The organism is Providencia sp. PROV061 (assembly GCF_011045655.1).
GTDB classification, from domain to species: domain Bacteria; phylum Pseudomonadota; class Gammaproteobacteria; order Enterobacterales; family Enterobacteriaceae; genus Providencia; species Providencia hangzhouensis.
Genome location: NZ_CP042861.1, coordinates 338,384 through 362,808, shown reverse-complemented (window position 1 = coordinate 362,808; position 24,425 = coordinate 338,384). Strand labels below are relative to the sequence as shown.

Sequence of the window (24,425 nt, the reverse complement as noted above, 5' to 3'; positions counted from 1 at the left end):
GTCGTAAAACCATCAAATAAAACTCAAAACCCTAACACCCGTTAATCCGCTTCATGCACTATTGATTAAAATAGTGCTTATAAGCGCAACACAGGGAGTCCACGATGTCCAAAAAGCACCCAATCATTGCTATCACTGGTTCGAGCGGAGCTGGCACAACCTCAACTAGCCAAGCATTTCGTAAAGTTTTTCACCAATTAAATATCCAACCAGCAACATTAGAAGGGGATAGCTTTCATCGCTATACACGCCCTGAAATGGATATGGCTATCCGTAAAGCCAGAGAACAAGGCCGGCACATCAGTTACTTTGGCCCCGAAGCGAATGATTTTGCGTTGCTTGAACAAACCTTAATCGACTATGCAAAAACAGGTTGTGGACAGTCCCGTAAATATCTACATACTTATGATGAAGCGGTACCGTATGGCTTGCAACCTGGGACATTTACCCCTTGGGAGCCACTACCAGACAAAACAGATATTTTATTTTATGAGGGGCTGCATGGTGGCGTTGTCACTCCAGAACATAATGTTGCACAACATGTTGATTTGCTTGTAGGTGTTGTCCCTATTGTCAACCTCGAATGGATCCAAAAATTGATCCGCGATACCACAGAGAGAGGGCACTCCCGCGAAGCGGTTATGGACTCTGTTGTACGTTCAATGGGAGACTATATTAATTACATCACGCCACAATTTTCTCGCACCCATATCAATTTTCAACGCGTTCCTACGGTAGACACCTCTAACCCATTTTCGGCTAAAGCTATCCCATCACAAGACGAAAGCTTTATTGTGATCCGCTTTCGTGGGCTAGAGCAAATTGATTTCCCCTATTTGCTGTCAATGATATCCGGCTCTTTTATTTCAGCAATGAATACAATTGTCGTCCCAGGAGGGAAACTCAGTTTAGCAATGGAATTAATTATGGCACCAATAGTCGAAAAACTAATTAATCAAAAGAACAACAGTTAAATTATTTTTTGATTAAAAAATAAGATGCTTATCATTAATTAAGGTAAGCATCTTTCAATTCAAATATATTAATAAAAATTAAATTTATTTTTAGTTTTTTATTTCAAAGCTGTGTGTGATTTCAACGGTTTTCTCTAACATCAATGCGACTGAGCAATATTTCTCAGCAGAAAGTTGAACGGCACGTTCGACTGCTTTTTCCGTTAATTCATTCCCTGTCACAATAAAATGCAAATGGATTTTCACAAAATAACGAGGAGCTTCTTCACGACGTTGTGAGGTTAATTTAACTTCACAATCCGTAATATCGTAGCGGCCCTTTTGCAAAATCGAAACGACATCAATCGCGCTACAACCCCCCGCTGCCATTAACACCATTTCCATTGGGCTTGGGGCTTTATCACCCGCATTGCCATCCATCATCACCTGGTGCCCAGACGCAGACTCTCCTAAGAAAGAAAGCCCTTCAACCCACTTTACTCTTGCTTCCATTGTATTTCCCCTTGAAATGAAATCGGTTTAAAGGCTACATTGTTCCATAGATATAAGGAATGTTATATCAACTTTATTTGGCTGAAGCGATACAGGGAAGACTTTCTTTATTGAATATGCTACAAACAATACTTAGTTGATAGGATTAAGATCAAAACTCAACGGTTTAATTGATTATATTATAGTGTTGATATCAATTTGCGTTACCAAAAGCAATCAAAAGCGCTGAAGTAATCAGCCCCTTGATTATTTAAAGGTATATAAGGCAAATTAATATGCTAAGCTAGTGACTTTAAAGCCAGCCTTTCTAGTACGTTTTTCTGAATGGCTGCAATAACATACAGAGGATAACGCTAATGGTTCTCGGCAAGCCACAAACAGACCCTACTCTTGAATGGTTTTTGTCACACTGCCATATTCATAAATATCCATCCAAGAGCACTCTTATCCATCAGGGTGAGAAAGCAGAAACCCTTTACTATATCGTTAAAGGTTCGGTGGCTGTTTTAATTAAAGATGAAGAAGGCAAAGAAATGATCCTCTCTTACCTGAATCAGGGGGATTTCATTGGTGAGCTTGGGTTATTTGAAGAAGGGCAAGAACGTACTGCGTGGGTTAGAGCAAAAATCGCCTGCGAAGTTGCTGAAATTTCATATAAAAAATTCCGTCAATTGATTCAGGTTAACCCTGATATTTTAATGCGCCTTTCTGCGCAAATGGCTAGTCGCCTACAAACAACATCTGAGAAAGTCGGTAACCTCGCATTCTTAGACGTTACAGGCCGTATTGCTCAAACGCTATTAAACTTAGCTAAACAACCTGATGCAATGACACACCCAGACGGTATGCAAATCAAAATTACTCGTCAGGAAATAGGCCAAATCGTGGGTTGTTCCCGTGAAACAGTCGGCCGCATTCTAAAAATGTTAGAAGACCAAAACCTGATCTCCGCACACGGTAAAACAATCGTTGTTTATGGTACTCGCTAATTAACCTTTCAGCCTCGCTCTCTTGGCGAGGCGCCCACTTTAGAATAGCGTTATACCTCCGGTATAACGCTATTTTTGCTTATCCATAGCCTATTTATATACTTTCATTAATGAGTATCGTTTCTTTATATTCTTCTAGCTAATTATCGAACTAATATAATGGGAGTTAACCATTATTAGGAGATTATTAGTCGTGACGTTAGATACTAAAGTAAATAATCAAGCCAGTATATTTATTAACATTAACAACAAAGTAATTCCATACAAAAAAACCTCAGTCATTGATAATCTAAATATTATTAAGCCATTGAGCTCAGAGAGTTATAATAAAATAAACTTTGCAATTCAGAATAGTGAATTTCACGAAAGTGCACAGCCCGTACTAAATCAACTACCCTATTCACCACCTGTTGAAAAGCTCTTATTACCTTATACCTATCATGAGGATGATTTAGTTTCCTCATTAGATATCTTCAAAAATAGCATTGAAATAAAAAATGATTCACTTATCAGTGAAAAAAAGGATACCGAGCTAATGCCACTTAATAAAATAAGCACTACAGAAACCAAAGTTTTTAAAGATTTCCGTTTAAATCGCTCAGCTGGTCGATTTTCAAATTTAATATTAGAAATAAAATCAACACATGAAAAAGGCATTCGTTATTTAAAAAATATACTTAAAAAAAATAACAATGAAGAACTATGTGTTAAATTTGAAAATGGCGAGGCTAAGATTACAGATAAGGCTACTATCGCTAGACAAGAATTAATGAAACAACATAAAGAAATTAACCATACCGAAAAAGAAAATTCAGCTATAGACTTAGAATGGGATTACTTCGAGCAGGAGCCTACATACTTAGATAATAGATCAGCAGTGTTCCCTCATCAAAAGAATGAAAGCTTAAATTTTGAATCTAATAATACTGATGAATTTAACGATTTAATAACTGTTCTTTATTCAAGTGACGAAAGTTTGAATTCATCTGGTTATCATTCAGATACTAGCTTACCCTTACGCAGTTCAGAATATTCCTCTACCGAATCGTTACATCAAGAAAATGATAATTTAAATCCCAATATCGACTTGATAATAAATAACCCTACGAAATATTATAATCTAACTAATTTTAATTCAAATAATGAAATCTTAAAGTATTCTTCAAGCGAATCATTGCATCAAAAAAAATATAATAAAGAAAATTTTAGTGATATAAATAAAAGACCTGAAAAGCAAACACAAACCGAAAAAATGAAACTATTAACGGAAGGGAAAAGCTCAACAGGTTATATACATCCCTCTCGTCGAAATAAAATAAATAACTCAAATCAAATTGAAAAAATAAATCAGCTTGATAGAAAAATTGCTGAGTTGGAAGCTCAGAAAAAAGAATACCAAGAAATGGCTAATATCACTTCAACACATGAAAAAAAAATTAAACAATTAGTATTAGAGGCTAAACAAGATATCGTAGAAAATAAAAACATTTAATCAATAAAACGTTTATTGCAGAGGCAAAATGCCTCTGCAACTTTACTCTACAATTTAACCCAATAACTTACCAATCGCCGTTGCTAATTTCGCCATACCGTTATTAATTTCTTCTTCCGAAATAATCAGCGAAGGCGTAAAACGTAAAACATTAGTGCCTGCATTGAGCATCATCAGCCCTTCTACTGCGCTGGCTTGCAGGATATCTTTCGAGCGGTTCAATAGTTTGCCGTCAAGCTCAGCACCAATTAAGAGCCCCATTCCTCTGATCTCAGAAAAAATGCCGTATTTATCGTTCAATTTATTTAAATGGGCAACAAACAGCTCACGACGCTTTTCGACACCTTTTAACACTTCTTCAGTATTAATAATATCAAACGCTGCATTACCTACTGCACAAGCTAATGGATTACCGCCATAAGTGGTACCATGCGAACCCACTTCCATCGTTTTCGCAATTTCTTCAGTAGTAATCATTGCACTGATAGGGAAACCGCCACCCAATGCTTTTGCCGTGGTTAAAATATCAGGCACAACGTTGTAATGCATATAAGAAAATAATTTACCTGTACGCCCCATACCGCTTTGCACTTCGTCAAAGATGAGTAATGCATTATTATCATCACACAGCTTACGAACTCCTTGCAGAAATTCTGCTGTTGCTGCGGTTACGCCACCTTCGCCTTGCACCGGTTCGAGGACAACTGCACAAGTATTTTCATCAATCACCGCTTTGACTGCATCAAGGTCATTAAAAGGCACATGAATAATATCCGCGGGTTTTGGCCCAAAGCCATCTGCATATTTCGCTTGCCCGCCCACCGAAACGGTAAATAATGTGCGCCCATGGAAGGCTTGTTTGAAAGCAATAATCTTCGTTTTATATGGGTTATATTTAGTGATAGCGTAGCGACGCGCTAATTTAAACGCGGCTTCGTTAGCTTCTGAGCCTGAATTCACAAAAAACGCACGGTCAGCAAATGTCGCATTCGTAAGTTTTTGTGCTAACTTTAGCGCCTGCTCGTTGGTGAAAATATTACTGACATGCCATAGCTTTTCGCTTTGTTCACGCACAGCAGCCACCAAACTAGGGTGACAATGCCCTAAAGCAAGAACCGCGATCCCACCGGCAAAATCAATATATTCTTTACCTTGCTGATCCCAAACGCGACTCCCTTCACCTTTAACTGGAATAAATTCCGCCGGCGAAAAAATAGGCAACATAACTTGATCGAAAGTCTGCCGATTAACTGCGTGTTGTTCTGCTGCTGCGTATTGTTCTGACATACCCCTCACCTGCTCTTATTTAATGCGATAATGAAAATATAATCATTAAATATGAATAAAAAATCAAAAAAGAGCAATAGCAAAGGGCATAATATGCATAATTAATTTATTCTGAACCAGATTTATAAATTAATATTTTAGAAAATTATTTAGTAATTCATGGCCTTGCTCACTCAGAATGCTTTCAGGATGGAACTGAACGCCTTCTATAGGCAAGGTTTTGTGCCGTATTCCCATGATTTCATCAACATCACCATTATTCAGTGACCATGCTGATACATCAAAAGAAACAGGGAGTGTCTCTGCCGCAATTACCAGAGAGTGGTAACGTGTCACCGTCAAGGGCCGGTTCAAGCCTTTGAATACCCCTTGATGATTATGGTGAATAGCAGAGGTTTTACCGTGCATAACTTCTCGTGCTTTAACAACTGATGCACCAAAAGCTTGCCCAATGGCTTGATGCCCTAAGCAAATACCTAAAATGGGAAGCTTACCTGCAAAATATTTTATCGCCTCAAGGGAGATGCCAGCCTCATCCGGTGTACATGGCCCAGGTGAAATCACAAGATGTGTAGGCGAAAGCTGTTCAATTTCTTCGATGGTAATTTCATCATTACGTTTTACAACAACTTCAGCCCCTAACTCACAAAAGTATTGGTATAAGTTGTAAGTAAATGAATCGTAATTATCAATAAGTAGAAGCATATTAGCCTATCCGACTGATTTTTATCATTATGTATTATTTCTTATGCATATTTTTATTGTGTTGGCAATCAGAACGGTGATTAAAACACCATAAAAATAATAAGGGCGGCTATCATAGCACAGCCAAAGCAGGAAAATAGCCTATTTAAGTCAATGATTATTTTTTCTCAGAGAAAATTTCCATATAAAAATCATGGAATTATATTTACATCCCTATAACAAACTCACATTTTGATTGAGAATTACTTTAAATACAATGAAATAAAAGGCGATTAAAACATAATAAGCACTGACACATTTTAACTAACATAGTGAATAAAGAGAAACTCAAAGGGGAAGGAAAAGCGGATTTTAAAAAAAGTGGGCACGTTAAAACAACCTACCCACTGTATTCGACACGATAGTTTTTAATTACTACTGTTTTTTAATCACTAAGGCTTTTTAATCACTTCAGCAGAAATGATTGTAATTGGCTCTACAGGAACATTTTGATACGGGCCGACGTTCTCTGTTTTTACTTTAGAGATTTTATCTGCAACATCCATCCCTTTCACCACTTTACCAAATACGGCGTAACCGAAGTCACGTTGTCCGTGGTCTAAGAACGCGTTATCAGCAACATTAATAAAGAATTGGCTCGTTGCGCTGTCTTTATTTGCAGTACGTGCCATAGAGATAGTACCGCGCAAATTACGTAAGCCATTATCTGCTTCATTTTTGATTGGGGCACGGGTTTGCTTTTGCTGTAAATCTTTATTAAAGCCACCGCCTTGGATCATAAAACCTGGAATAACACGGTGGAAAGTAGTTCCGTTGTAATAACCTTCATTAACATACTGAACGAAATTTTCTGTCGTAACAGGGGCTTTTTTACTATTCAGTTCTAATTCGATATCACCCGCCGACGTGACTAACTTGACATAAGTCTCACCCGCAGATAAAGCAAGAGAAGATGCGCTCATTGCGCAGACGGCCAAAAGTGGCACAAAAATTCGTTTTAACATGTAAGGTCCCTTTCGTTATAGCTCATTACAACTGCAATCAAGCAATTCTAGAGTGAAGCTAACAAGAATGCTGAAGATTTACCTATATTTACGCCCAAAAACAAAAGTGCATCAAATGCGTTAAATTCTAGACCACTTTCAGCAAAAGGCGTCATGAATAATGGCTATTTTTCTATTATTACAATTGCGCGGCTCACAACACAGGAAAAATATTACCTGATTCCAAGAGAAAAGCGGTTGAGAGGAGATTTCGAGTTGTCGGGAAGCGCTAAGCAAAGCTATAATCCCCGAGCCTTTTGAGGCTAACTCAGGGAGAACGACAAATGGCAATTAAAAATCATAACTACCAGATGGCAAAGTTTGTCATCAGTGCACCCGATATCCGTCATCTACCTAAAGATACTGGAATTGAGGTGGCTTTTGCTGGCCGCTCTAATGCGGGGAAATCCAGTGCGTTAAACGCATTAACACAGCAAAAAAGCTTAGCACGTACCAGTAAAACACCAGGAAGAACTCAGCTAATCAACCTATTTGAAGTTGAGGAAGGCGTTCGCCTTGTTGACCTTCCGGGCTATGGTTATGCCGAAGTTCCTGAAGAAATGAAACGTAAATGGCAACAAGCACTCGGGGAATATCTCCAAAAAAGAGAATGCATTAAGGGGCTGGTTGTCTTAATGGATATCCGTCATCCATTAAAAGACCTCGATATGCAAATGATTGAATGGTCTGTTGCGATGAATGTACCCGTTTTAGTTTTACTCACAAAAGCAGACAAACTGGCCTCTGGAGCAAGAAAAAAACAACTGATGGAAGTTCGCCAAGCATTGGCTCCACTTGAAGGGGATATTGAAGTCGAATACTTTTCAGCACTGAAAAAGATTGGTATCGATAAACTCCGCATTAAGCTAGATAGTTGGTATAACACACCGGCTTGATTTCTTTTATTGTGAGTCAGAAATGGCTCATAACACCCTTACGTATTCTAATCCACTGAATTTTAGATAAAAAAATGCTCCAGTCAAAAAAATTGACTGGAGCAGCTAATATTCAGCTAAATCCGATTACGTGAAGTAAAAGGTCTGAAAGATAGAACATCTTACCTCTGTACCCTACGCCTATTAATGTACTTTATTTTTCGCTCGAAAAAAAGCCTTTTTGTAATTTTTTTTCAAAGCTTTCTACGATTCAGCACGGAAATATGAATAAAATAAGCCAAAAAACGGATTTTAATTACATATTTATGAGATGTATGTCGCATAAAAATGTTAATCATTTTCTTGACTGTCATCACAAAAATAATTGATTTATTGCAGAGTTATATTGAATTTCTAGTTAATAATTTCAAATGCATAATTATCTGTTATACCTTCGCTTAAACGTAAAAAACCCCCAGTAATTGGTTATCCAACTCTTGGGGGTCTCTTCATAATGGAGGTTTTATATATTCAATATGATTAATAATTAGTGGGCTTCATCCCAATTATCACCAATTCCCACATCCACTTTTAATGGCACGTCCAGTTTCATGCTTTGTTCCATTAATGACTGGACCTGAGCTTGAACACGCTCTAATTCAGACTCTTTGACCTCAAAGACCAATTCATCGTGAACTTGCATTAGCATATCTGCATGCGGCTTTTCAGTTTGCAACCAATTATCAACGGCAATCATGGCTTTTTTAATGATGTCCGCTGCGGTTCCTTGCATTGGGGCGTTGATCGCTTCGCGTTCTGCCGCTTTACGGCGCATCCCATTACTCGACTTAATATCCGCTAAATATAAGCGACGGCCTTCAAGTGTTTCAACATAGCCTTGTTCAGAAGCTTGTAAGCGTGTGTTTTCCATATAACGCAATACACCAGGGTAGCGTTCAAAGTAGAGATCCATATAGCGCTGAGCTTCACCACGAGGGATCCCTAATTGACGTGCTAAACCAAATGCACTCATGCCATAGATAAGCCCGAAGTTAATCGCCTTGGCACTACGGCGTTGGTCACTGGTGACTTGTTCCAGTGGTACACCAAAGACTTCAGCGGCTGTCGCTTTATGGATATCTTTCCCTTCCGCAAACGCAGTTAATAGGCCTTTATCTTGAGATAAATGCGCCATAATACGTAATTCAATTTGTGAATAGTCCGCTGCCATCACTTTATAGCCTTCACGTGCGATAAAGGCTTGGCGGATCCGGCGACCCTCTTCCGTTCTAACTGGAATATTTTGTAGGTTAGGATCTCGAGAAGATAAACGCCCCGTTGCTGTAACTGCTTGGTGGTAAGAAGTATGAACACGCTGAGTACGCGGGTTAATCATGAGTGGCAGTTTATCCGTATACGTGGATTTTAATTTGGCTAAACTACGGTGCTCAAGCAACAATTTTGGCAATGCATGGTTTAGCGCTAATTCTTCAAGCACTTCCTCATTCGTCGATGCTGCCCCACTTGGCGTTTTCTTGATCACTGGCAACTGCAATTTTTCGAATAAAATTGTTTGTAATTGTTTTGGTGAAGCGAGGTTAAACTCCTCCCCCGCAAGCTCAAAAGCTTCCTTTTCCAGTTCAGCTAAACGAGCGGTAATCACTTTTGACTGCGCAGCAAGCACGTTAGCATCAATTAGAACACCTTTACGCTCCATTCGGACTAACACAGGCACAAGTGGCATTTCAATATTCTGGAAAATGTGATTAAGCTTAGGTTCAGCCTCTAATTGTGGATATAACGCTTGATGCAGTAATAGCGTGACATCTGCATCTTCCGCCGCATAATTAGCGGCTTCTTCTAAAGCAATTTGGTTAAATGTCAGCTGTTTTTTGCCCTTACCTGCGATTTCTTCAAAGCTCACGGTTTTATGGTTCAAATGGCGATCGGCCAAGCTGTCCATATCATGGCGTCCCATCCCCGCAACACTGTTTAACACATACGATTCCAGCATGGTGTCATAACCGATACCTTTTAATTCGATGTCATAATTTTCAAGAACTTCTGCATCATACTTCAAGTTTTGGCCAATTTTGAGGATGTTTTCACTCTCAAGGATAGGCTTCATAAGTTCCAAAACCTCTTCCAGAGGAAGCTGTACTGGCGCATCAAGGTAATCGTGACCTAATGGTAAATAAGCGGCATGCCCCGGCTCAATTGCAAATGACATCCCCACTAAACGAGCTTCTTGGGTATCTAAACTATCGGTTTCAGTATCAAAAGCAAATAATGATGCTTTGCTTAATTTTTCAACCCAGCGCTCTAAATCGGCTTTTTCTAGAATCGTTTGGTAATTTTCGGCACACAATGTTGGCACAGTTGGGTTTGATGGCTTCACAGGTGACGCTGCTGGTGTTGGGCTAGGTTTCGCACTTGAGCCTTTCCCCTCCATCCAAGTCCCATTTTCAACATCGGCTAGCCAACGTTTAAATTCATAACGGCTGAATAATTTATGCAGTTTATCCACATCTGGCTGAGCAACTTGTAGCTCTTCACACGTTTTTTCCAGCTCAACATCCGTTTTAATCGTCGCTAATTGGTATGATAAAAAGGCAACATCACGGTTTTCCGCCATTTTAGGAGCTAACGTTTTAGAACCTCTAAAACCTAATGGGGCAATAGCTTCAAGGTCATTATAAATTGCTTCTAAGCTACCAATACCTTGCAGTAAAGCGAGTGCTGTTTTTTCACCAACGCCAGGCACCCCAGGAATATTATCTGACGAATCCCCCATTAATGCTAAAAAATCAATGATGAGTTCAGGGGGAACACCGTATTTTTCTTTGACTTCATCAGGCCCTAGAATAGTGTTATTCATGGTATTGATAAGCGTAATGTTAGGCTCAACTAATTGCGCCATATCTTTATCGCCCGTACTAATTAACACTGGCATACCTTTTCGGCTTGCTTCACAGGCTAATGTCCCGATGACGTCATCGGCTTCCACTCCTGAAACCACCAGTAAAGGCAAGCCCATCGCTTCCACCATTTCATGTAATGGGGCGATTTGAGCGCGTAAATCATCAGGCATAGGTGGGCGATGTGACTTATAGCTTTCAAACAATTCATCACGAAATGTTTTTCCCTTCGCATCAAAGACAACCGCTACATGGCTAGGTTTATACTGCATAATTAAACTACGTAGCATATTAAGCACGCCATACATTGCCCCTGTAGGCTCACCAGCACTATTGGTCAGTGGAGGGAATGCATGGTAAGCACGGTATAGGTAAGAGGAACCATCAACCAAAATAAGAGGGTTTTCTGCAATCTGAGCCATAATCTGTCATCATCTTTTTAGTCAGGAACGAATACCAATAGGATGCCATAATGTGGCCTCAGATACATCCCAAGTTTTATATTCCGCTTAGTTAGATAATTAAAAACACACCAAATCATCCACTATTATAAGTACACCATTAATTACAGTTAATTAAAATTAATCACGCCGATTAACTAAGTATCTGGCTAACATCCTGTGGATAAGCTTGTGTGTAAATTTGTGTTACTCAGTAAATTCAACAGGTAATATGAATATTAACAATATAAACAGAAAAGTAAAATCAATGGGTTAGCGCATAATTGAATGGGTTTAATACAGGTGAGAGAAAGTCTTTGAATTGTGGATATTAATAGAAAAAAAGAGACGATGGCGAGTATACCACCGTCTATTTACGATTATTTTTTATTTACTAAGAAGTTCACAACATTAGAGAACTCTTTGCCGTAGTCCGCTGCGTTATCAACTGAGATGCCGTTATTACGAACTTGGTATTTACCATCAACAAATAATGCAGGAACACCGCGTAGTTTTAAGTCTTGCGCTGCATTTTGCTGTTTCGCAACGATAGATTTCACAACGAAGCTGTTTAAAGCTGCATCATACTCTTCACCAGAAATACCTGCTTTGATAAAGGCATTACGGATATCTGCTTTACTGTTGATAGTTTGCGTTTTTTGGATACCTTCAAACAGGATAGGTGTGACTTTATCTTCTGCTTTCAAGACAATCGCAACGGCCCAAGCTTGAGTTAAATCGGCACCTAAAGGACCAAGAAAATCAACGTGATAACGCTCCATTTTCACGCCTTCTGGTAAGTTTTTCTCTACCGTTTGAGGCACTTTATACACGCTCTCAAATTGATAGCAGTGTGGGCAATAAAATGAGAAGAACTCCAGAACTTGAGGTAAATTTGGTACAGCTTTAACATCAGTATACTCTTTACCTTCCGTGTAGTTTGCCGCTGCAGCACTAAAAGACATGGCAATACCAAGCAAAGCCAACATAATTTTTTTCATAGACTACATTCTCCAAAAACAAAAACTTAAAAGTTAAAACTGAGGGGTTAACTGCAAAGGGGCGTCTTGCAACCGTTCAATCTGTTGATTAAATTCGAGCGATTGTTTTTGCCAAAAATCATCAGCTTGTAGCCATGAAAATGTTCGAGGAAACGCAGGGTCTTGCCAACGGCGGATAATCCACCCGAGATAATGTACCATACGCATTGCTCTAAGAGGTTCAATAAGCTTCAGCTGTTTTACATCAAAATCACAAAACTCATTATACGTTTCTAATAACGTATCCAATTGAATGACTTGTTCTTGGCGAGAGCCATTAAGTAGCATCCAGAGGTCTTGGACTGCTGGCCCATTTCGGGCGTCATCAAAATCCACCAGCCAAGCTTCATCGCGCCACAGAATATTGCCTGGGTGGCAATCACCTTGTAGGCGAATAGATGAAATTGAGTCAGTCCAGTGTAATTTTACTTGTGCAATCAATGCATCTAAAGACTCTATAAATTGAGATTTATAGCGTTCTGCAATCAAAGGGCTTGAAGCTATCACTTGGCGAGGCTGTGCCAAATACTCATCAAGACCCATTGTCGGACGAAATGCAAAGTTTTTACGCTGGCCAATTTGGTGTATACGTCCTAGCAAATGGCCTACACTTTCTAATTGAAACAAGTTATCTGTTTCATATTGTCTGCCACCGATACTCGGAAAAATTGCAAATATAAACCCACCAAACTCCAATACCGTTTGCCCAGCAAACTCAAGAGGCGCTGCGACAGACAGCCCTTCATCTCGAAGCTCTAAAGTGAAATCGTGCTCTTCTTGAATTTGTGAACGGTTCCAACGCTCAGGACGATAAAATTTAACCACATAACGTTGCCGATTTTCGTCTTGGAATTGATAAATCCGATTTTCGTAGCTATTTAATTCAAGCAGACCTGATTCGGGGTAAACCCCGACTTCCATTAAGGCGTCTAAAATTAAGTCAGGGGAGATTCCACTAAAATGGAAATTCGAATGTTCTATTTCGTCCATCGCGTTTTAGTCTTTAATAATGCCACGGGCACGCAAAATAGCGGTTTTAAAGTCATCTTCATAATCTTTTTTTAAACCCGGGATCGCTTCATTGCTATCCGAACCACGCATTTTTAAATGATAAATTAGCACATCATCTGTTAACTCAGATAAACTGCCTTTAAAACCTGCTTCATCAGCCAGTTTTTGCAATAATTCTACCAAGTTTAAATCTGAATTATCTTTCCAGACAGGATGCAGAAGCTCAATAACTTCATTTAAGCGATGGCATTTCATGTTTATTCCTTTATCACGAATATTCGATACAAGTTACCAATAATCATACAAGAGAAAAAGCGAACTGTTGTCAATCTACGTAAAGTTTAACTGCAATACGCACGAATATTCATTGATTTTATAGCAAAATAGAATAAATTTTAGTAATTACTATACTCGAAAGTGTTTTCTAGGAATGTTGAAACATTTTCTTGAAGATATTCAAGGATATTGAACATGTCATTTCGTCAGTTAATAACTGGTGTGATACTTGCTGGTGGCCGAGGCTCTCGAATGGGTGGTCAAGATAAGGGATTGGTACTTTTATCGGGAAAGCCGCTCTATCAACATATTTTAGCACGCTTGCAACCCCAAGTTGGCGAAGTACTCATCAATGCAAACCGTAATCAGGCACGTTACAGCGAAAGCCAATTGACGGTTATCTCTGATTTAAATAACCATTTTTCTGGCCCATTAGCAGGAATGCAAGCGGCTTTACACCATGCCAAAACAGATTGGTTACTGTTTGTGCCTTGCGATGTTCCTGCTTTCCCTCTCAATTTAGCGGAAAAAATGTTCAATGAGAAAGAAAAACATTTAGCCTGCTACGCTTGTGATACAGAACGAGAGCACCCTACGTTTGCTTTATTGCATCGCTCACTAAAAGCTCAACTTGATGATTACCTTGCAAGAGGTGACCGTAAATTAATGCTCTTTATGCATGAAATTAATGCAAAAGGTGTTATTTTCTCACCCGAATCAGGTTCATTTGCGAATCTTAATACACTGGAAGATAGCCGTAACTGGGAGTTACAACAAAAAGAATTATGAAGCAAAATACTCTACCCCTACTTGGAATTACCGCTTATAGCGGCACAGGAAAAACGACTTTATTAAAAAAAGTTATCCCTTTGCTTAAGCTGCGTAACGTTCGTGTTGGTTTAATTAAGCACACTCACCATGACATGGAAGTGGATAAACCGGGCAAAGACAGTTTTGAATTACGTAAAGCAGGCGCAAACCAAACGCTTGTTGCCAGTGAAAAGCGCTGGGCGCTGATGACCGAAACCCCCGAAGCTAATGAAATGGATCTACGTTACCTAGCTAGCCGTTTCGATCCCGCTTCATTAGATCTGATTTTAGTTGAGGGCTTTAAGCACGAAACGATCGATAAAATCGCATTATTTCGCTCTGAAGTGGGCAAACCTCTCAACGGTTTGATAGATAACTATGTGGTGGCTGTTGCCAGTAATGAAATCATTGATACCAACGTGCCACAATTAGATATCAATAACCCAGAACAAATCGCAGATTACATTGTGTCTTGGTGGCAAAAAAGCAAGTAACTGTCTGATATTGCGTCTATCGTTTAGATAAAATAGACGCAATTTAGAGATTCATTCACAATAACCTAAAAACACTCATGACCCGTACTCAACGTTTACTGACCCTATTGCAGATACTCAAAGAAAATCGCTATCCTATTACGGCTGAAGCACTTTCATCACAACTGCAAGTCAGCGTGCGTTCTATCTATCGAGATATTGAATCCCTGCGTGATCAAGGTGCTGAAATTATCGGGGAAGCCGGTATTGGTTACCAATTAAAAGCGGGACTATTACTACCGCCTTTAGCTTTCGATGAAAATGAACTTGAAGCCTTAATATTAGGTTTACGTTGGGTAAAAAGTAACGCAGACACTGAACTAAAAAACTCAGCAATACGGGCGATAAGCAAAATTAATGCTGTAGTTGCAGGTCATTCACAGAAAATCCTAAATCAAAATACCTTATTTGCCCCCACCACACATTTCTATGAAATTAATGACGTCATTGTTAAAGACTTACGTTTAAGTTTACGAGAAGAATGCAAAGCCAAAATGACTTACCTTGATGGGCAAAATCAACCTAGTGAACGAATTATTTGGCCAATTGCCATTGGTTATATGAAAGATTCCCAAGTATTAGCCGCTTGGTGTGAATTACGTGAAAGTTACCGCCATTTTCGTTTAGACCGCATTCAGTCTTATCATGCACTTTCAGATAAACTACCTTACCCCAAAAATTACCTACTAGAGCGCTGGCAAAAAGAAGTATTGTGCGTCTCTCCTGACAATTTCTGACACTCCACTCCCTTATAGTAAGCACTCAACTTCATATAAGGAAATCACCATGAGCGAACTGGTTCTTTTTACTAATTCAATGTCACGTGGCAACACGGTCGACCTACTATTAAAAATTTTAGATGTTCCTTACAAGCGTATTGAATTAGGTTATGGTGCAGATATGCATACGGCTGAATATCTTGCAATTAATCCGATGGCGAAAGTTCCCACACTTGTTGATGGTGATGCGATTGTGACGGAAACGGCGGCGATTTGTCTCTATCTAGCCGATAAATTTATTGAAAAAGGCTTAGCGCCTGCATTGAATGCCCCTAAACGTGCAGATTATTATCGCTGGTTCCTATTTACTGCAGGGCCAATTGAATCTGCATTCACTATCAATAACTTAGGTATTCGATTAGATGAAGAGCAGCAAAAATCTTCTGGTTTTGGTTCTGTCGAACGCACCATGGCTTGCTTAGAAATCGGCTTAAATAACGCTAAACCGTTTATTTGTGGTGAGCAATTTACCGCAGTGGATGTGTATGTCGGGGCGTTTGTCATGTTTTTAGTCAAATACCAAATCATGGAAACGACTCCTGCGATGAAAAAATACCTTGATAGCTTAGCAGTCATTCCTGCGATTGCAGAGCTGTTGGCAAAATAATACAAAAAAAGCTAAGTTCAGATGAACTTAGCTTTTAATTTTAGATAACCCATGCTTAACGCATTGTCACAAATTCTTCTGCCGCTGTTGGGTGAATAGCCACCGTATTATCAAAGTCTTTTTTGGTTGCACCCATTTTTAATGCAACCGCAAAACCTTGTAGGATTTCATCCATTCCGAAACCAATACCATGGATGCCAACGATTTTTTCATCTTCACCAACACAAACTAATTTCATACGGCAAGGTTGACGGTGTGAAGTGACGGCGGTATACATTGCAGTGAAAGATGATTTATAACATTTCACTTTATCAGCACCATATTTTTCAATCGCTTCTGGTTCAGTTAAACCGACAGTACCAATTGGAGGGTGTGAGAACACCACTGTTGGGATATTACTGTAATCTAAGTGTTCATCCGGTTTATTATTAAATAAACGTTCAGATAAACGACGACCAGCCGCAACCGCTACAGGAGTTAACTCAACCGCGCCAGTGTTATCACCAACCGCATAGACACCCGGTACATTGGTATTTTGGTATTTATCAACCTTGATATAACCTTTTTCATTCAGTGCGACGCCTGTGGCTTCAATATTCAGGTTATCTGTCATTGGTTCACGACCAATAGCCCAAATTAATGCATCGACGGTTTGTTCTTGGCCATTTTCCAATTTTAATGTCAGTGAACCATCTGCATTTTTCACGACTTCTTTTGGAATTGATTCCGTATGCAGTTTAGGGCCTTCCGTATTCATGACTTCCACTAATGTTTCGACAATCAGTGGGTCAAATGAACGTAACGGGGCATGTTTACGCACAAATAAATGCGCCTCTGCGCCTAAACCATTTAATACACCAGCAAGTTCAACGGCAATATAACCGGCACCCACAACCGCAACACGTTTTGGCAATGCTTCAAGTTCAAAGAAGCCATCAGAAGTCATGCCATATTCTGCACCTGGGATAGCAGGGATCACTGGACGCCCGCCAGTTGCAATCAAAATATGGTCTGCCGTGTAGGTTTCACCATTTACCTCAACAGTATGGGCATCAATAAAACGTGCAAAACCATTGATGACATCAACTTTATTATTCCCTAAGACACGGTCATAAGACTGGTGAATTCGGTCAATATAAGCAGTACGACTATCAATAAGTGTTTTCCAATCAAAACGATTAATTGTCGCATCAAAACCATAATCAGGGCCATAATTGCGAATAGCTTCCGAGATTTGTGCCGCATGCCACATCACCTTTTTCGGTACGCAGCCCACGTTAACACAAGTCCCACCTAATGCTTTCGCCTCAATTAAGGCACATTTTTGCCCATACATTGCTGCACGGTTCATCGACGCAATACCACCGCTTCCGCCACCAATTGCGATATAGTCGTAATGTTTGCTCATAATTTGGTTATTCCCATTGATTGAATGATTTATGAATGCATTTTCTCGCATCATGCTATTGATTGTCATGGCATAAATAGCGCTTTACGATAGATAACACCTGTTAATTTAATCGGTATTACCTATCAAAAATACAGTTTACTCTGGCACAATCCACTCAACTAACGTATGCCCAGTGCCTTCTGGGACGAGTGTTTTATGTAACCATGGCAGCACATTCTTCATTTGCTGCTCAAGTTTCCAAGGTGGGTTGATCACTATCATACCGGATGCCGTCATCCCACGTTGGTCGCTATCAGGACGTACCGCCAATTCAATTTGTAATATTTTACGAATGCCTGTTGCTTCTAATTGATTGACCATACGCTTAATTTGTTGACGTAATACAACAGGATACCAAATTGCATATGTTCCTGTTGCAAAGCGTTTATAGCCTTCCACCACCCCTTTCACGACCGCTTCATAATCCGTCTTCATCTCATAAGGAGGGTCCATCAGCGCAAAGCCACGTCGACTCTGTGGGGGTAATTTCGATTTTAGCTGTTGATAGCCGTCTTCCTTGAAAACTTGCGCGCGGTTATCCCGTGAAAATTCTGTACGTAATAATGGATAATCGCTCGAATGTAGTTCAGTTAATACCAGCTTATCGTGTTCACGTAATAAATATTTTGCTAATAATGGTGAACCCGGGTAATAGCGTAAACGCCCATTATCATTCAATTGGCGCACAATATTCATATACGGCAATAATTCCTCAGGCAAATCAGGTTGCTCCCAAATACGCGCAATCCCTTCAAGATATTCACCTGTTTTTTCTGCATGTTCCCCCGTTAATTGATAACGGCCAGCACCTGAATGTGTATCTAAATACAGAAACGGTTTTTCTTTCTCTTTCAGAGATTCAATGATCAAGCTCTGTACTGTGTGTTTTAACACATCAGCATGGTTGCCTGCGTGAAAGCTGTGACGATAACTTAACATGTAACGTTTGTTTCCTGAGGAAATTCAATACTAGCCACTAAGATGACTATTATTAAATAGGTTCTTTAAAGATAGCCCTTTTGAACAAAAAATAGACCGGATTTATTCATCCGCGTCATTATAGCTAAAATTGACTACAAATGTCATAACCATAGCTGTGTTAAAATTCACATGACTGAAAAGAAATAAAACGCTATCCTAAACACAAATTTTAAAATAAACAGAGGTAAATGATGAATAAACTACTCCTTACAACTAGTATTTGTATTTCCTTTTTTGCTAGCGCATCAGTAATGGCAGCAAAAACACAAAATGGCTGCGAAATAAAGAAACAACGCATTCAAGAACAAATTGATTACGCAAAACAACATGGTAATCAGCATCGAGTTAAAGGCTTAGAAGAAGCATTAGATAATGTGAATCGTTATTGCACTCCAGAATCTTTATATCGTGATAGTCAAAAAGATGTAGCTGAGAAAACAGAAAAGGTGCAGGAACGCGAAGCTGAGCTGCAGGAAGAAAAATTAAAAGGCGATGACAGTAGTAAAATTAAAAAACGTGAAAGAAAACTCGCGGAAGCTCAAGCAGAATTAAAAGAAGCCCAAGCTGAACTGCAAGTTTATAAAGATGCGCTTTAATTTCTAACGCCCCTTTTCCTCTGATTAATTAACCAGTTGCTTTGACTTTAAACAAACGTTCCAATGACTATTTGTCTCTTAAAACAGTCATTGGGATGAAGTTATTGTCCAATTTAAGCTATAGTATTATGCATATCATTCATTTATAGGCATTAAATAGGTCGAAAAGTCAGACAACTTTTAGTTGCGGGAAAAGGGGATTAAATGTCGAATACGCAGGAAGAAGAACAGAAAGATACTAATAAACTGAAAGCGACACTGAATAAAAGTATTGATGGCAGTAAAAAAGCAGTGACCTTCTCAATGCGAGTTGTGAACTTTATTTGTGCAATTCCTTTTATTGCTCACATCATTCGTACCGTGCAACGTTTTAATGACCGAATGGGGAACCAGTTTGGGGCTGCAATTACCTATTTCTCCTTTCTCTCTTTAATTCCCGTTTTAATGTTTTCATTCGCCGCTGCAGGTTTTGTATTAGCCAGTAATCCTGAATTGCTTGAAAAATTAGTTCGTGGAATTTCTGCAAATATTACTGACCCTACGCTCGCAAATACATTAGAAAGAACAATAGACACCGCAATCCGCCAACGTACGACAGTTGGGCTGACAGGGTTGGCTTTAGCCGTGTACTCAGGGGTTAATTGGGTTAATAACTTACGTTTAGCTATTTTGGCACAATCACGTTCTGTATGGGAACGTAATGAAGATGAACATGAAAATATTATTTTCCGCTACATTCGCGACTTCTTTGCCTTAATTGGCCTACTTATTGCCTTAATTGTGACAATTACACTTACCTCTGTTGCTGGCTCTGCACAAGCAACGATTGTCAGTACGCTTGGGTTAGATGGTATAGAATGGCTTAAACCTGCTTGGACACTGATTGGTTTAACAATATCAATTACAGCTAATTTCCTACTATTTTTATGGATTTTTTGGATCCTACCGCGTATGCAGCATCGCCGCAGGTCACTATTTAAAGGAACATTACTTGCTGCTATTGGGTTTGAAATCATTAAATCCATTATGACATGGATTTTACCTAACCTTGCCTCGTCACCTTCTGGAGCCGCGTTTGGTTCAGTGCTTGGCCTAATGGCATTCTTTTACTTCTTTGCGCGTTTAACCTTATTTTGTGCAGCTTGGATAGCGACTGATGAGCCAAAAGGTTCATTGGATAACGAAATAATTAAATAACAACTTACTGGGGCGGTAAGACAAACCGCCCTACCACTGTTTAAAACTAGCGTTTCATTTCTTCTGCCAACGTTCTAACCAATAAAGACGCAGACATCTCACGAGCTTTCGCCACATTCTGCCCCGCCCAATATGCCGCAAACTCATCACTACCTAACTTCATTGCTGCTGCATTGAGCTGCTTACCAATATCATAAACCAATGGATAATCAGGTAATTGACTTGTCTCATAGCCGTTACCTGCTCGAATAAATTGATTAATAATCCCTCTCGCTGGGCGCCCTGAAATTGCAGAAGTTAGTTGAGTGTGATCCGCTGTTTGCAATTTGATCTTAGCTCGATAGCCTGCGTTCGCGGCAGATTCAGGGCAAAGTAAAAATGCTGTGCCTAATTGAGCGGCAGCAGCACCGCACTCTAAAGCCCTATTGATATCTTGCCCATCCATTATGCCACCCGCAGCAATCACAGGTAAATCAATATGTTGAGAGATTAACGTCACTAATTCATAAGTGGTGAGTTCTTCATCTAAAACTTGCAAATCAAACATGCCTCGATGCCCTCCCGCTTCAATACCTTGTGCAACAACAGCATCAATTCCAGCCAATTCAATTTGTTGTGCTTCTTGTAAATTCGTTGCCGTCGCCATGGTATAAATACCATGTTGTTTCAATTGCTGTACCACCTCGATGGATGGAATATTAAAATGAAAACTCACTACCGCAGGTTTTGTTTCAAGTAACATAGATAACATTTCTGAGTTATCTAAAAAAGTGTGATAAATTTCATTGAGATAGGTAGGAGGAGTCTCATTAAATTGAGCGAAATAAGGCGCTAAATACTGGCTCCATGCCAGTTCATTATCAGGATGACGTTTCGCAGGTAAATGGCAGAATAAATTGACATTGAATGCTTTACTTGTCAGTGCTTGTGTTTGAGTAATCAATTGGCGAGCTTGTTCTACTGAATTTGCGCCTAGGCCTAGTGAGCCAAGCCCTCCAGCTTCTGAAACCGCAGCGGCTAGCGCCGGAGTAGAAACTCCCGCCATTGGGGCTTGTATAATGGGATAACGCAAACCTAACCGTTGTAGAAATATATTCGAGCTATTCATGTTATTTCCTTTACTTCAATGTCTGGGTACATTTTATGTTCTTATATTGAGGATAAACATAGCACCAAATTTATATAAAAAGAAAAAACACTTGCCATTGTGTCGTCGCCATATTGTCACTTTAAGCGCATTTAAAGCGTGCAGGGATCGTATAGATATGATTAAGATGCCATATATCCTCATCTTAATCATTCAATAATGAGATTATTATGACTACCTCTATTCAACAGCTCGAAAATTTAACTTGTGGCGTCGTCCTTTACTATCATAATCAGACCAAAAATAGCGTGGGTGCCTTCTGTGCTAGAGGAATGGATATTGAAGGTAGGCCTCTTACTGTTGATACACCACTACGAATTGCCAGTAATACAAAGACATTTACCGCAGCTGCAATTTTACGTCTTGCTGAAATGGAAAAACTCAGTATTGATGATGCAATATCTGAATATATTGACCCTCAATATAATACGCTACTCAGTACCCAATATAACACTCACGCTATCACTATCCGCCATTTACTGGAGCACAGTAGTGGCCTGCTAGACCATGCAGATGGAGACTATCTAAAAGCCGTTCTCAAACAACCTAACTATGTTTGGAGCCGAACAGAACAAATCGAAATGTACATGCGTAAACAATTTCCAACGTTTTCGCCTGCAAAATCCTTTATCTACTCAGATACGGGTTATATTTTGCTCGGTAATATTATTGAACGGATTACGGGGCAATCTCTTGGCCTAGCTGTTAGGGAGCTTTTGCATTTCGATTCTATTGGTCTCGAGAGCGCATATTGGGAGTCATTAGAACAACCGCCGCAAATAGCAGCACCACGGGCTCGTCAATATTTAGGTAAATTGGATGGAACACATATTCATGCTTCCATGGATACCTATGGCGGTGGGGGTTTAGTTATGTCCTCGAAACAAATGGCGATATTTCTAGAAGCGCTGTTTGAGGGAAATATTTTTTCATCACCAAATACGCTAGAGACTATGCTAAGTATGGGTTCTCACGAAGGTGCAGAACTTTACCGATTAGGCATTATGGTGAATGTGGTCAATGGTATCACCCTGTATTCCCATTTAGGCTTTTGGGGATCTGTAGCCTATTACGCACCAGAAGCAAAAATCAGTGCGGCAGGATTTGTTGATGACAGAGAGTCGCGAGAGACTCTAATTCGCGTTATTGAATCGCTATTAAGCCAATAACATTAATGAAAAGGTAGCCACTGAATCATTCAATGACTATCTTTTCATATATCTATCTTTTCATGCTTATTGTGAGGTGTGGTTTTCTTCTGCTGGTGCAGCGGGAGCCGCTTCTGTTGGTACTGGCGCAGCAATTTGGGGCCATAACACCTTGGTAAATTTCTGGCGAATTTGTTCTGCATCCATCATTTGTTTATCTTTTGGCTGCGCTAATACAAACGCTGCCTCTTGAGATAATAACCGACGGGCTTCCATATTCACCTGTTCAAGGCTTTGTGACGCCAAGAAAGATTGCCTTAACCGCTGGTATTGTTCAGGAGCAATGTCAACCACCCCATTTTGTTGAGAAATCAAACGTTGGCTAATCAAAACATCAGTACTCGTACGCGCATAGGCTGCAAATAGTTGCGATAACTGCACTTGTTTTTCTTTAAGCATATCGTCAAATAGCTCAGCAGCAATACCATTTTGGTTAATCGATGCAAGCTCACTCGCAACAATATCCGTTACCGCTGCCATTTTTTCAGGTGCCGCTGTCACCGTTAACGTACAACTGGCTTTCTGATATTGCACACGACAATCTAACCCCGGAACAACTTCTCCTTGATTAAATTTTTGATTGAACGCTTTTTGCAAAGAACGATAAACCGCTTCACGTGCTAAATCGCTCGACCAATAACGCAGTAAAACATTTGAGTCTTTAATGGGGAGCCAATCAATATCCCAAATTAATGAAAGCGTATCCTGTGCAGGCTGTTCCTGTAAAATATCAATAGATTGTGGTTTTACCGCCGATAGTACTGCAACAGAAACAGGTTCAGAGCGCCTACCTTCTAATGATGAGAAAGTTTGTGAAATTGAATCAGATAACATTCGAGAATCAACATGGCCCGCTACATACAATGTCATGACGTCCGGTGTGTACCATTTTTGATAAAAAGAATTCACACTATCAAGAGCTACAACATCATTCGGTTTTTGGCCTGGGTCATACCCCATCATCGTCGACCCCTTTAAACGCGCTCGCCAAACGGGATCATTGGCATTTAAAGGAAGTGTTGCAACTGGGACATTTTGTGCTGTCAAACCATTATGTAATGTCGTTTCTGTATACTCAGCTCCTGCAACAGAAGTTGCTAACCAGCTGAGTGCTTGCTTAATTAAGTCCGGGCGATTATTCGGTAAACTTAAGCTATAAATGGTGTAGTCATAAGAAACAACAGCGGGTGGAATTGGCATGTCAGGGTCTGTGGCCTGACGCCAGAAATCTTGTAATGTTGCTGTTGGAAATGCTTCAGTTTGATGAAGCAACGCCATTTTAGGAATGAGGTAACTGTACCCTTTCTCGCTCGCTTTTTCTGTTAATGAGCCTGTTTTAATTGCTAACCTAAGCTGGATACGATCATTAGGACGTTGCGGTGTTTGTAATAATTGCCAGCTAAAGCCATTTTCTAGCTTCCCTTGCTGCCATGCTGGATCAGGTTGTAAAGGCTCAGCTCCCGCTAAATGCGCGACTGAGAATAATACAACACCAATGATATACCGAACTTTCAAGCCCTGCATGTAAACCCCTATGTGTTTTATATCTTTATATTTAACCGCAAATAGCAACAG

23 protein-coding genes are annotated in these 24,425 nt (G+C 39.7%); 11 read left to right on the top strand and 12 right to left on the bottom strand.

The window, feature by feature from the left end; genetic code table 11:
- Window positions 1-104 precede the first annotated feature (104 nt).
- Complete coding sequence (locus tag FVA72_RS01675) at window positions 105-974, top strand: phosphoribulokinase (RefSeq protein ID WP_096863570.1); 870 nt, start codon at window positions 105-107, stop codon at window positions 972-974.
- 90 nt (window positions 975-1,064) lie between these two features.
- Here the strand turns inward: FVA72_RS01675 and FVA72_RS01670 are convergent, their stop codons facing one another.
- On the bottom strand, window positions 1,065-1,466 hold the full coding sequence (locus FVA72_RS01670) for an OsmC family protein (RefSeq protein ID WP_110592662.1): 402 nt from the start codon (window positions 1,464-1,466) through the stop codon (window positions 1,065-1,067).
- Window positions 1,467-1,822: 356 nt separating this feature from the next.
- On the opposite strand from FVA72_RS01670, the gene crp reads away from it, so the two are divergent.
- Together crp and FVA72_RS01660 are read left to right on the top strand one after the other, a co-directional pair.
- A complete protein-coding gene (crp, locus tag FVA72_RS01665; RefSeq protein ID WP_004262556.1) occupies window positions 1,823-2,455 on the top strand; it encodes a cAMP-activated global transcriptional regulator CRP in 633 nt (210 codons plus the stop codon).
- Between the two features lie 193 nt (window positions 2,456-2,648).
- A complete protein-coding gene (locus FVA72_RS01660; RefSeq protein ID WP_110592663.1) occupies window positions 2,649-3,947 on the top strand; it encodes a hypothetical protein in 1,299 nt (432 codons plus the stop codon).
- Between the two features lie 54 nt (window positions 3,948-4,001).
- Here FVA72_RS01660 and FVA72_RS01655 read toward each other — a convergent pair whose 3' ends face one another.
- The 3 genes from FVA72_RS01655 to ppiA all read right to left on the bottom strand — a co-directional run bounded on the left by FVA72_RS01655 (window position 4,002) and on the right by ppiA (window position 6,943).
- A complete protein-coding gene (locus tag FVA72_RS01655) occupies window positions 4,002-5,234 on the bottom strand; it encodes an aspartate aminotransferase family protein (protein WP_110592664.1) in 1,233 nt (410 codons plus the stop codon).
- A 129-nt stretch (window positions 5,235-5,363) separates the two neighbouring features.
- Complete coding sequence (locus tag FVA72_RS01650) at window positions 5,364-5,939, bottom strand: aminodeoxychorismate synthase component II (RefSeq protein ID WP_004265957.1); 576 nt, start codon at window positions 5,937-5,939, stop codon at window positions 5,364-5,366.
- 431 nt (window positions 5,940-6,370) lie between these two features.
- A complete protein-coding gene (ppiA, locus tag FVA72_RS01645) occupies window positions 6,371-6,943 on the bottom strand; it encodes a peptidylprolyl isomerase A (RefSeq protein ID WP_004262568.1) in 573 nt (190 codons plus the stop codon).
- 323 nt (window positions 6,944-7,266) lie between these two features.
- Between ppiA and yihA the strand changes: the two genes are divergently transcribed.
- Window positions 7,267-7,878 carry a ribosome biogenesis GTP-binding protein YihA/YsxC gene (yihA, locus tag FVA72_RS01640; RefSeq protein WP_036958591.1) on the top strand — a complete coding sequence of 204 codons (612 nt, stop codon included), beginning with the start codon at window positions 7,267-7,269 and terminating at the stop codon, window positions 7,876-7,878.
- A gap of 526 nt (window positions 7,879-8,404) precedes the next feature.
- Here yihA and polA read toward each other — a convergent pair.
- The 4 genes from polA to FVA72_RS01620 all read right to left on the bottom strand — a co-directional run bounded on the left by polA (window position 8,405) and on the right by FVA72_RS01620 (window position 13,521).
- On the bottom strand, window positions 8,405-11,197 hold the full coding sequence (gene polA, locus FVA72_RS01635; RefSeq protein WP_110592665.1) for a DNA polymerase I: 2,793 nt from the start codon (window positions 11,195-11,197) through the stop codon (window positions 8,405-8,407).
- Between the two features lie 398 nt (window positions 11,198-11,595).
- Window positions 11,596-12,216, bottom strand: coding sequence for a thiol:disulfide interchange protein DsbA (dsbA, locus tag FVA72_RS01630; RefSeq protein ID WP_004262579.1), 621 nt, complete (start codon window positions 12,214-12,216; stop codon window positions 11,596-11,598).
- 33 nt (window positions 12,217-12,249) lie between these two features.
- The gene (locus tag FVA72_RS01625; RefSeq protein ID WP_110592666.1) at window positions 12,250-13,245 is read right to left on the bottom strand and encodes a serine/threonine protein kinase; all 996 of its coding nucleotides are present in this window, start codon (window positions 13,243-13,245) and stop codon (window positions 12,250-12,252) included.
- 6 nt (window positions 13,246-13,251) lie between these two features.
- Window positions 13,252-13,521, bottom strand: a complete 270-nt coding sequence (locus FVA72_RS01620; RefSeq protein WP_004262581.1) for a YihD family protein — start codon at window positions 13,519-13,521, stop codon at window positions 13,252-13,254.
- A 216-nt stretch (window positions 13,522-13,737) separates the two neighbouring features.
- On the opposite strand from FVA72_RS01620, the gene mobA reads away from it, so the two are divergent.
- The 4 genes from mobA (at window position 13,738) to FVA72_RS01600 (ending at window position 16,271) form a co-directional block, all read left to right on the top strand.
- On the top strand, window positions 13,738-14,331 hold the full coding sequence (gene mobA, locus FVA72_RS01615) for a molybdenum cofactor guanylyltransferase MobA (protein ID WP_094960789.1): 594 nt from the start codon (window positions 13,738-13,740) through the stop codon (window positions 14,329-14,331).
- Complete coding sequence (gene mobB, locus FVA72_RS01610) at window positions 14,328-14,846, top strand: molybdopterin-guanine dinucleotide biosynthesis protein MobB (protein WP_004262583.1); 519 nt, start codon at window positions 14,328-14,330, stop codon at window positions 14,844-14,846. The genes mobA and mobB overlap by 4 nt, the downstream gene beginning before the upstream one ends.
- A 77-nt stretch (window positions 14,847-14,923) precedes the next feature.
- Window positions 14,924-15,622: a helix-turn-helix transcriptional regulator gene (locus FVA72_RS01605; RefSeq protein WP_096863561.1), complete on the top strand. Its 699-nt coding sequence runs from the start codon at window positions 14,924-14,926 to the stop codon at window positions 15,620-15,622.
- A gap of 49 nt (window positions 15,623-15,671) precedes the next feature.
- Complete coding sequence (locus FVA72_RS01600) at window positions 15,672-16,271, top strand: glutathione S-transferase family protein (RefSeq protein WP_110592667.1); 600 nt, start codon at window positions 15,672-15,674, stop codon at window positions 16,269-16,271.
- A gap of 55 nt (window positions 16,272-16,326) precedes the next feature.
- Here FVA72_RS01600 and gorA read toward each other — a convergent pair whose 3' ends face one another.
- Together gorA and FVA72_RS01590 are read right to left on the bottom strand one after the other, a co-directional pair.
- Window positions 16,327-17,679 carry a glutathione-disulfide reductase gene (gene gorA, locus FVA72_RS01595; RefSeq protein WP_004266020.1) on the bottom strand — a complete coding sequence of 451 codons (1,353 nt, stop codon included), beginning with the start codon at window positions 17,677-17,679 and terminating at the stop codon, window positions 16,327-16,329.
- 138 nt (window positions 17,680-17,817) lie between these two features.
- The gene (locus tag FVA72_RS01590; RefSeq protein ID WP_004262593.1) at window positions 17,818-18,660 is read right to left on the bottom strand and encodes a 23S rRNA (adenine(2030)-N(6))-methyltransferase RlmJ; all 843 of its coding nucleotides are present in this window, start codon (window positions 18,658-18,660) and stop codon (window positions 17,818-17,820) included.
- 233 nt (window positions 18,661-18,893) lie between these two features.
- Between FVA72_RS01590 and FVA72_RS01585 the strand changes: the two genes are divergently transcribed.
- Window positions 18,894-19,298 carry a DUF1090 domain-containing protein gene (locus tag FVA72_RS01585; protein ID WP_036958592.1) on the top strand — a complete coding sequence of 135 codons (405 nt, stop codon included), beginning with the start codon at window positions 18,894-18,896 and terminating at the stop codon, window positions 19,296-19,298.
- A gap of 204 nt (window positions 19,299-19,502) precedes the next feature.
- Window positions 19,503-20,495 (top strand): inner membrane protein YhjD, encoded by a 993-nt coding sequence (yhjD, locus tag FVA72_RS01580; protein WP_004262608.1) that lies wholly within the window; start codon window positions 19,503-19,505, stop codon window positions 20,493-20,495.
- A 46-nt stretch (window positions 20,496-20,541) separates the two neighbouring features.
- Here the strand turns inward: yhjD and FVA72_RS01575 are convergent, their stop codons facing one another.
- Window positions 20,542-21,603: an NAD(P)H-dependent flavin oxidoreductase gene (locus FVA72_RS01575; protein WP_094960796.1), complete on the bottom strand. Its 1,062-nt coding sequence runs from the start codon at window positions 21,601-21,603 to the stop codon at window positions 20,542-20,544.
- 209 nt (window positions 21,604-21,812) lie between these two features.
- Here FVA72_RS01575 and FVA72_RS01570 point away from each other — a divergent pair, with 209 nt between their 5' ends.
- Window positions 21,813-22,811: a serine hydrolase domain-containing protein gene (locus tag FVA72_RS01570; protein ID WP_153673245.1), complete on the top strand. Its 999-nt coding sequence runs from the start codon at window positions 21,813-21,815 to the stop codon at window positions 22,809-22,811.
- Between the two features lie 66 nt (window positions 22,812-22,877).
- On the opposite strand, the gene FVA72_RS01565 is transcribed toward FVA72_RS01570, so the two are convergent.
- The gene (locus FVA72_RS01565) at window positions 22,878-24,374 is read right to left on the bottom strand and encodes an insulinase family protein (protein ID WP_036958594.1); all 1,497 of its coding nucleotides are present in this window, start codon (window positions 24,372-24,374) and stop codon (window positions 22,878-22,880) included.
- Window positions 24,375-24,425 lie beyond the last annotated feature (51 nt).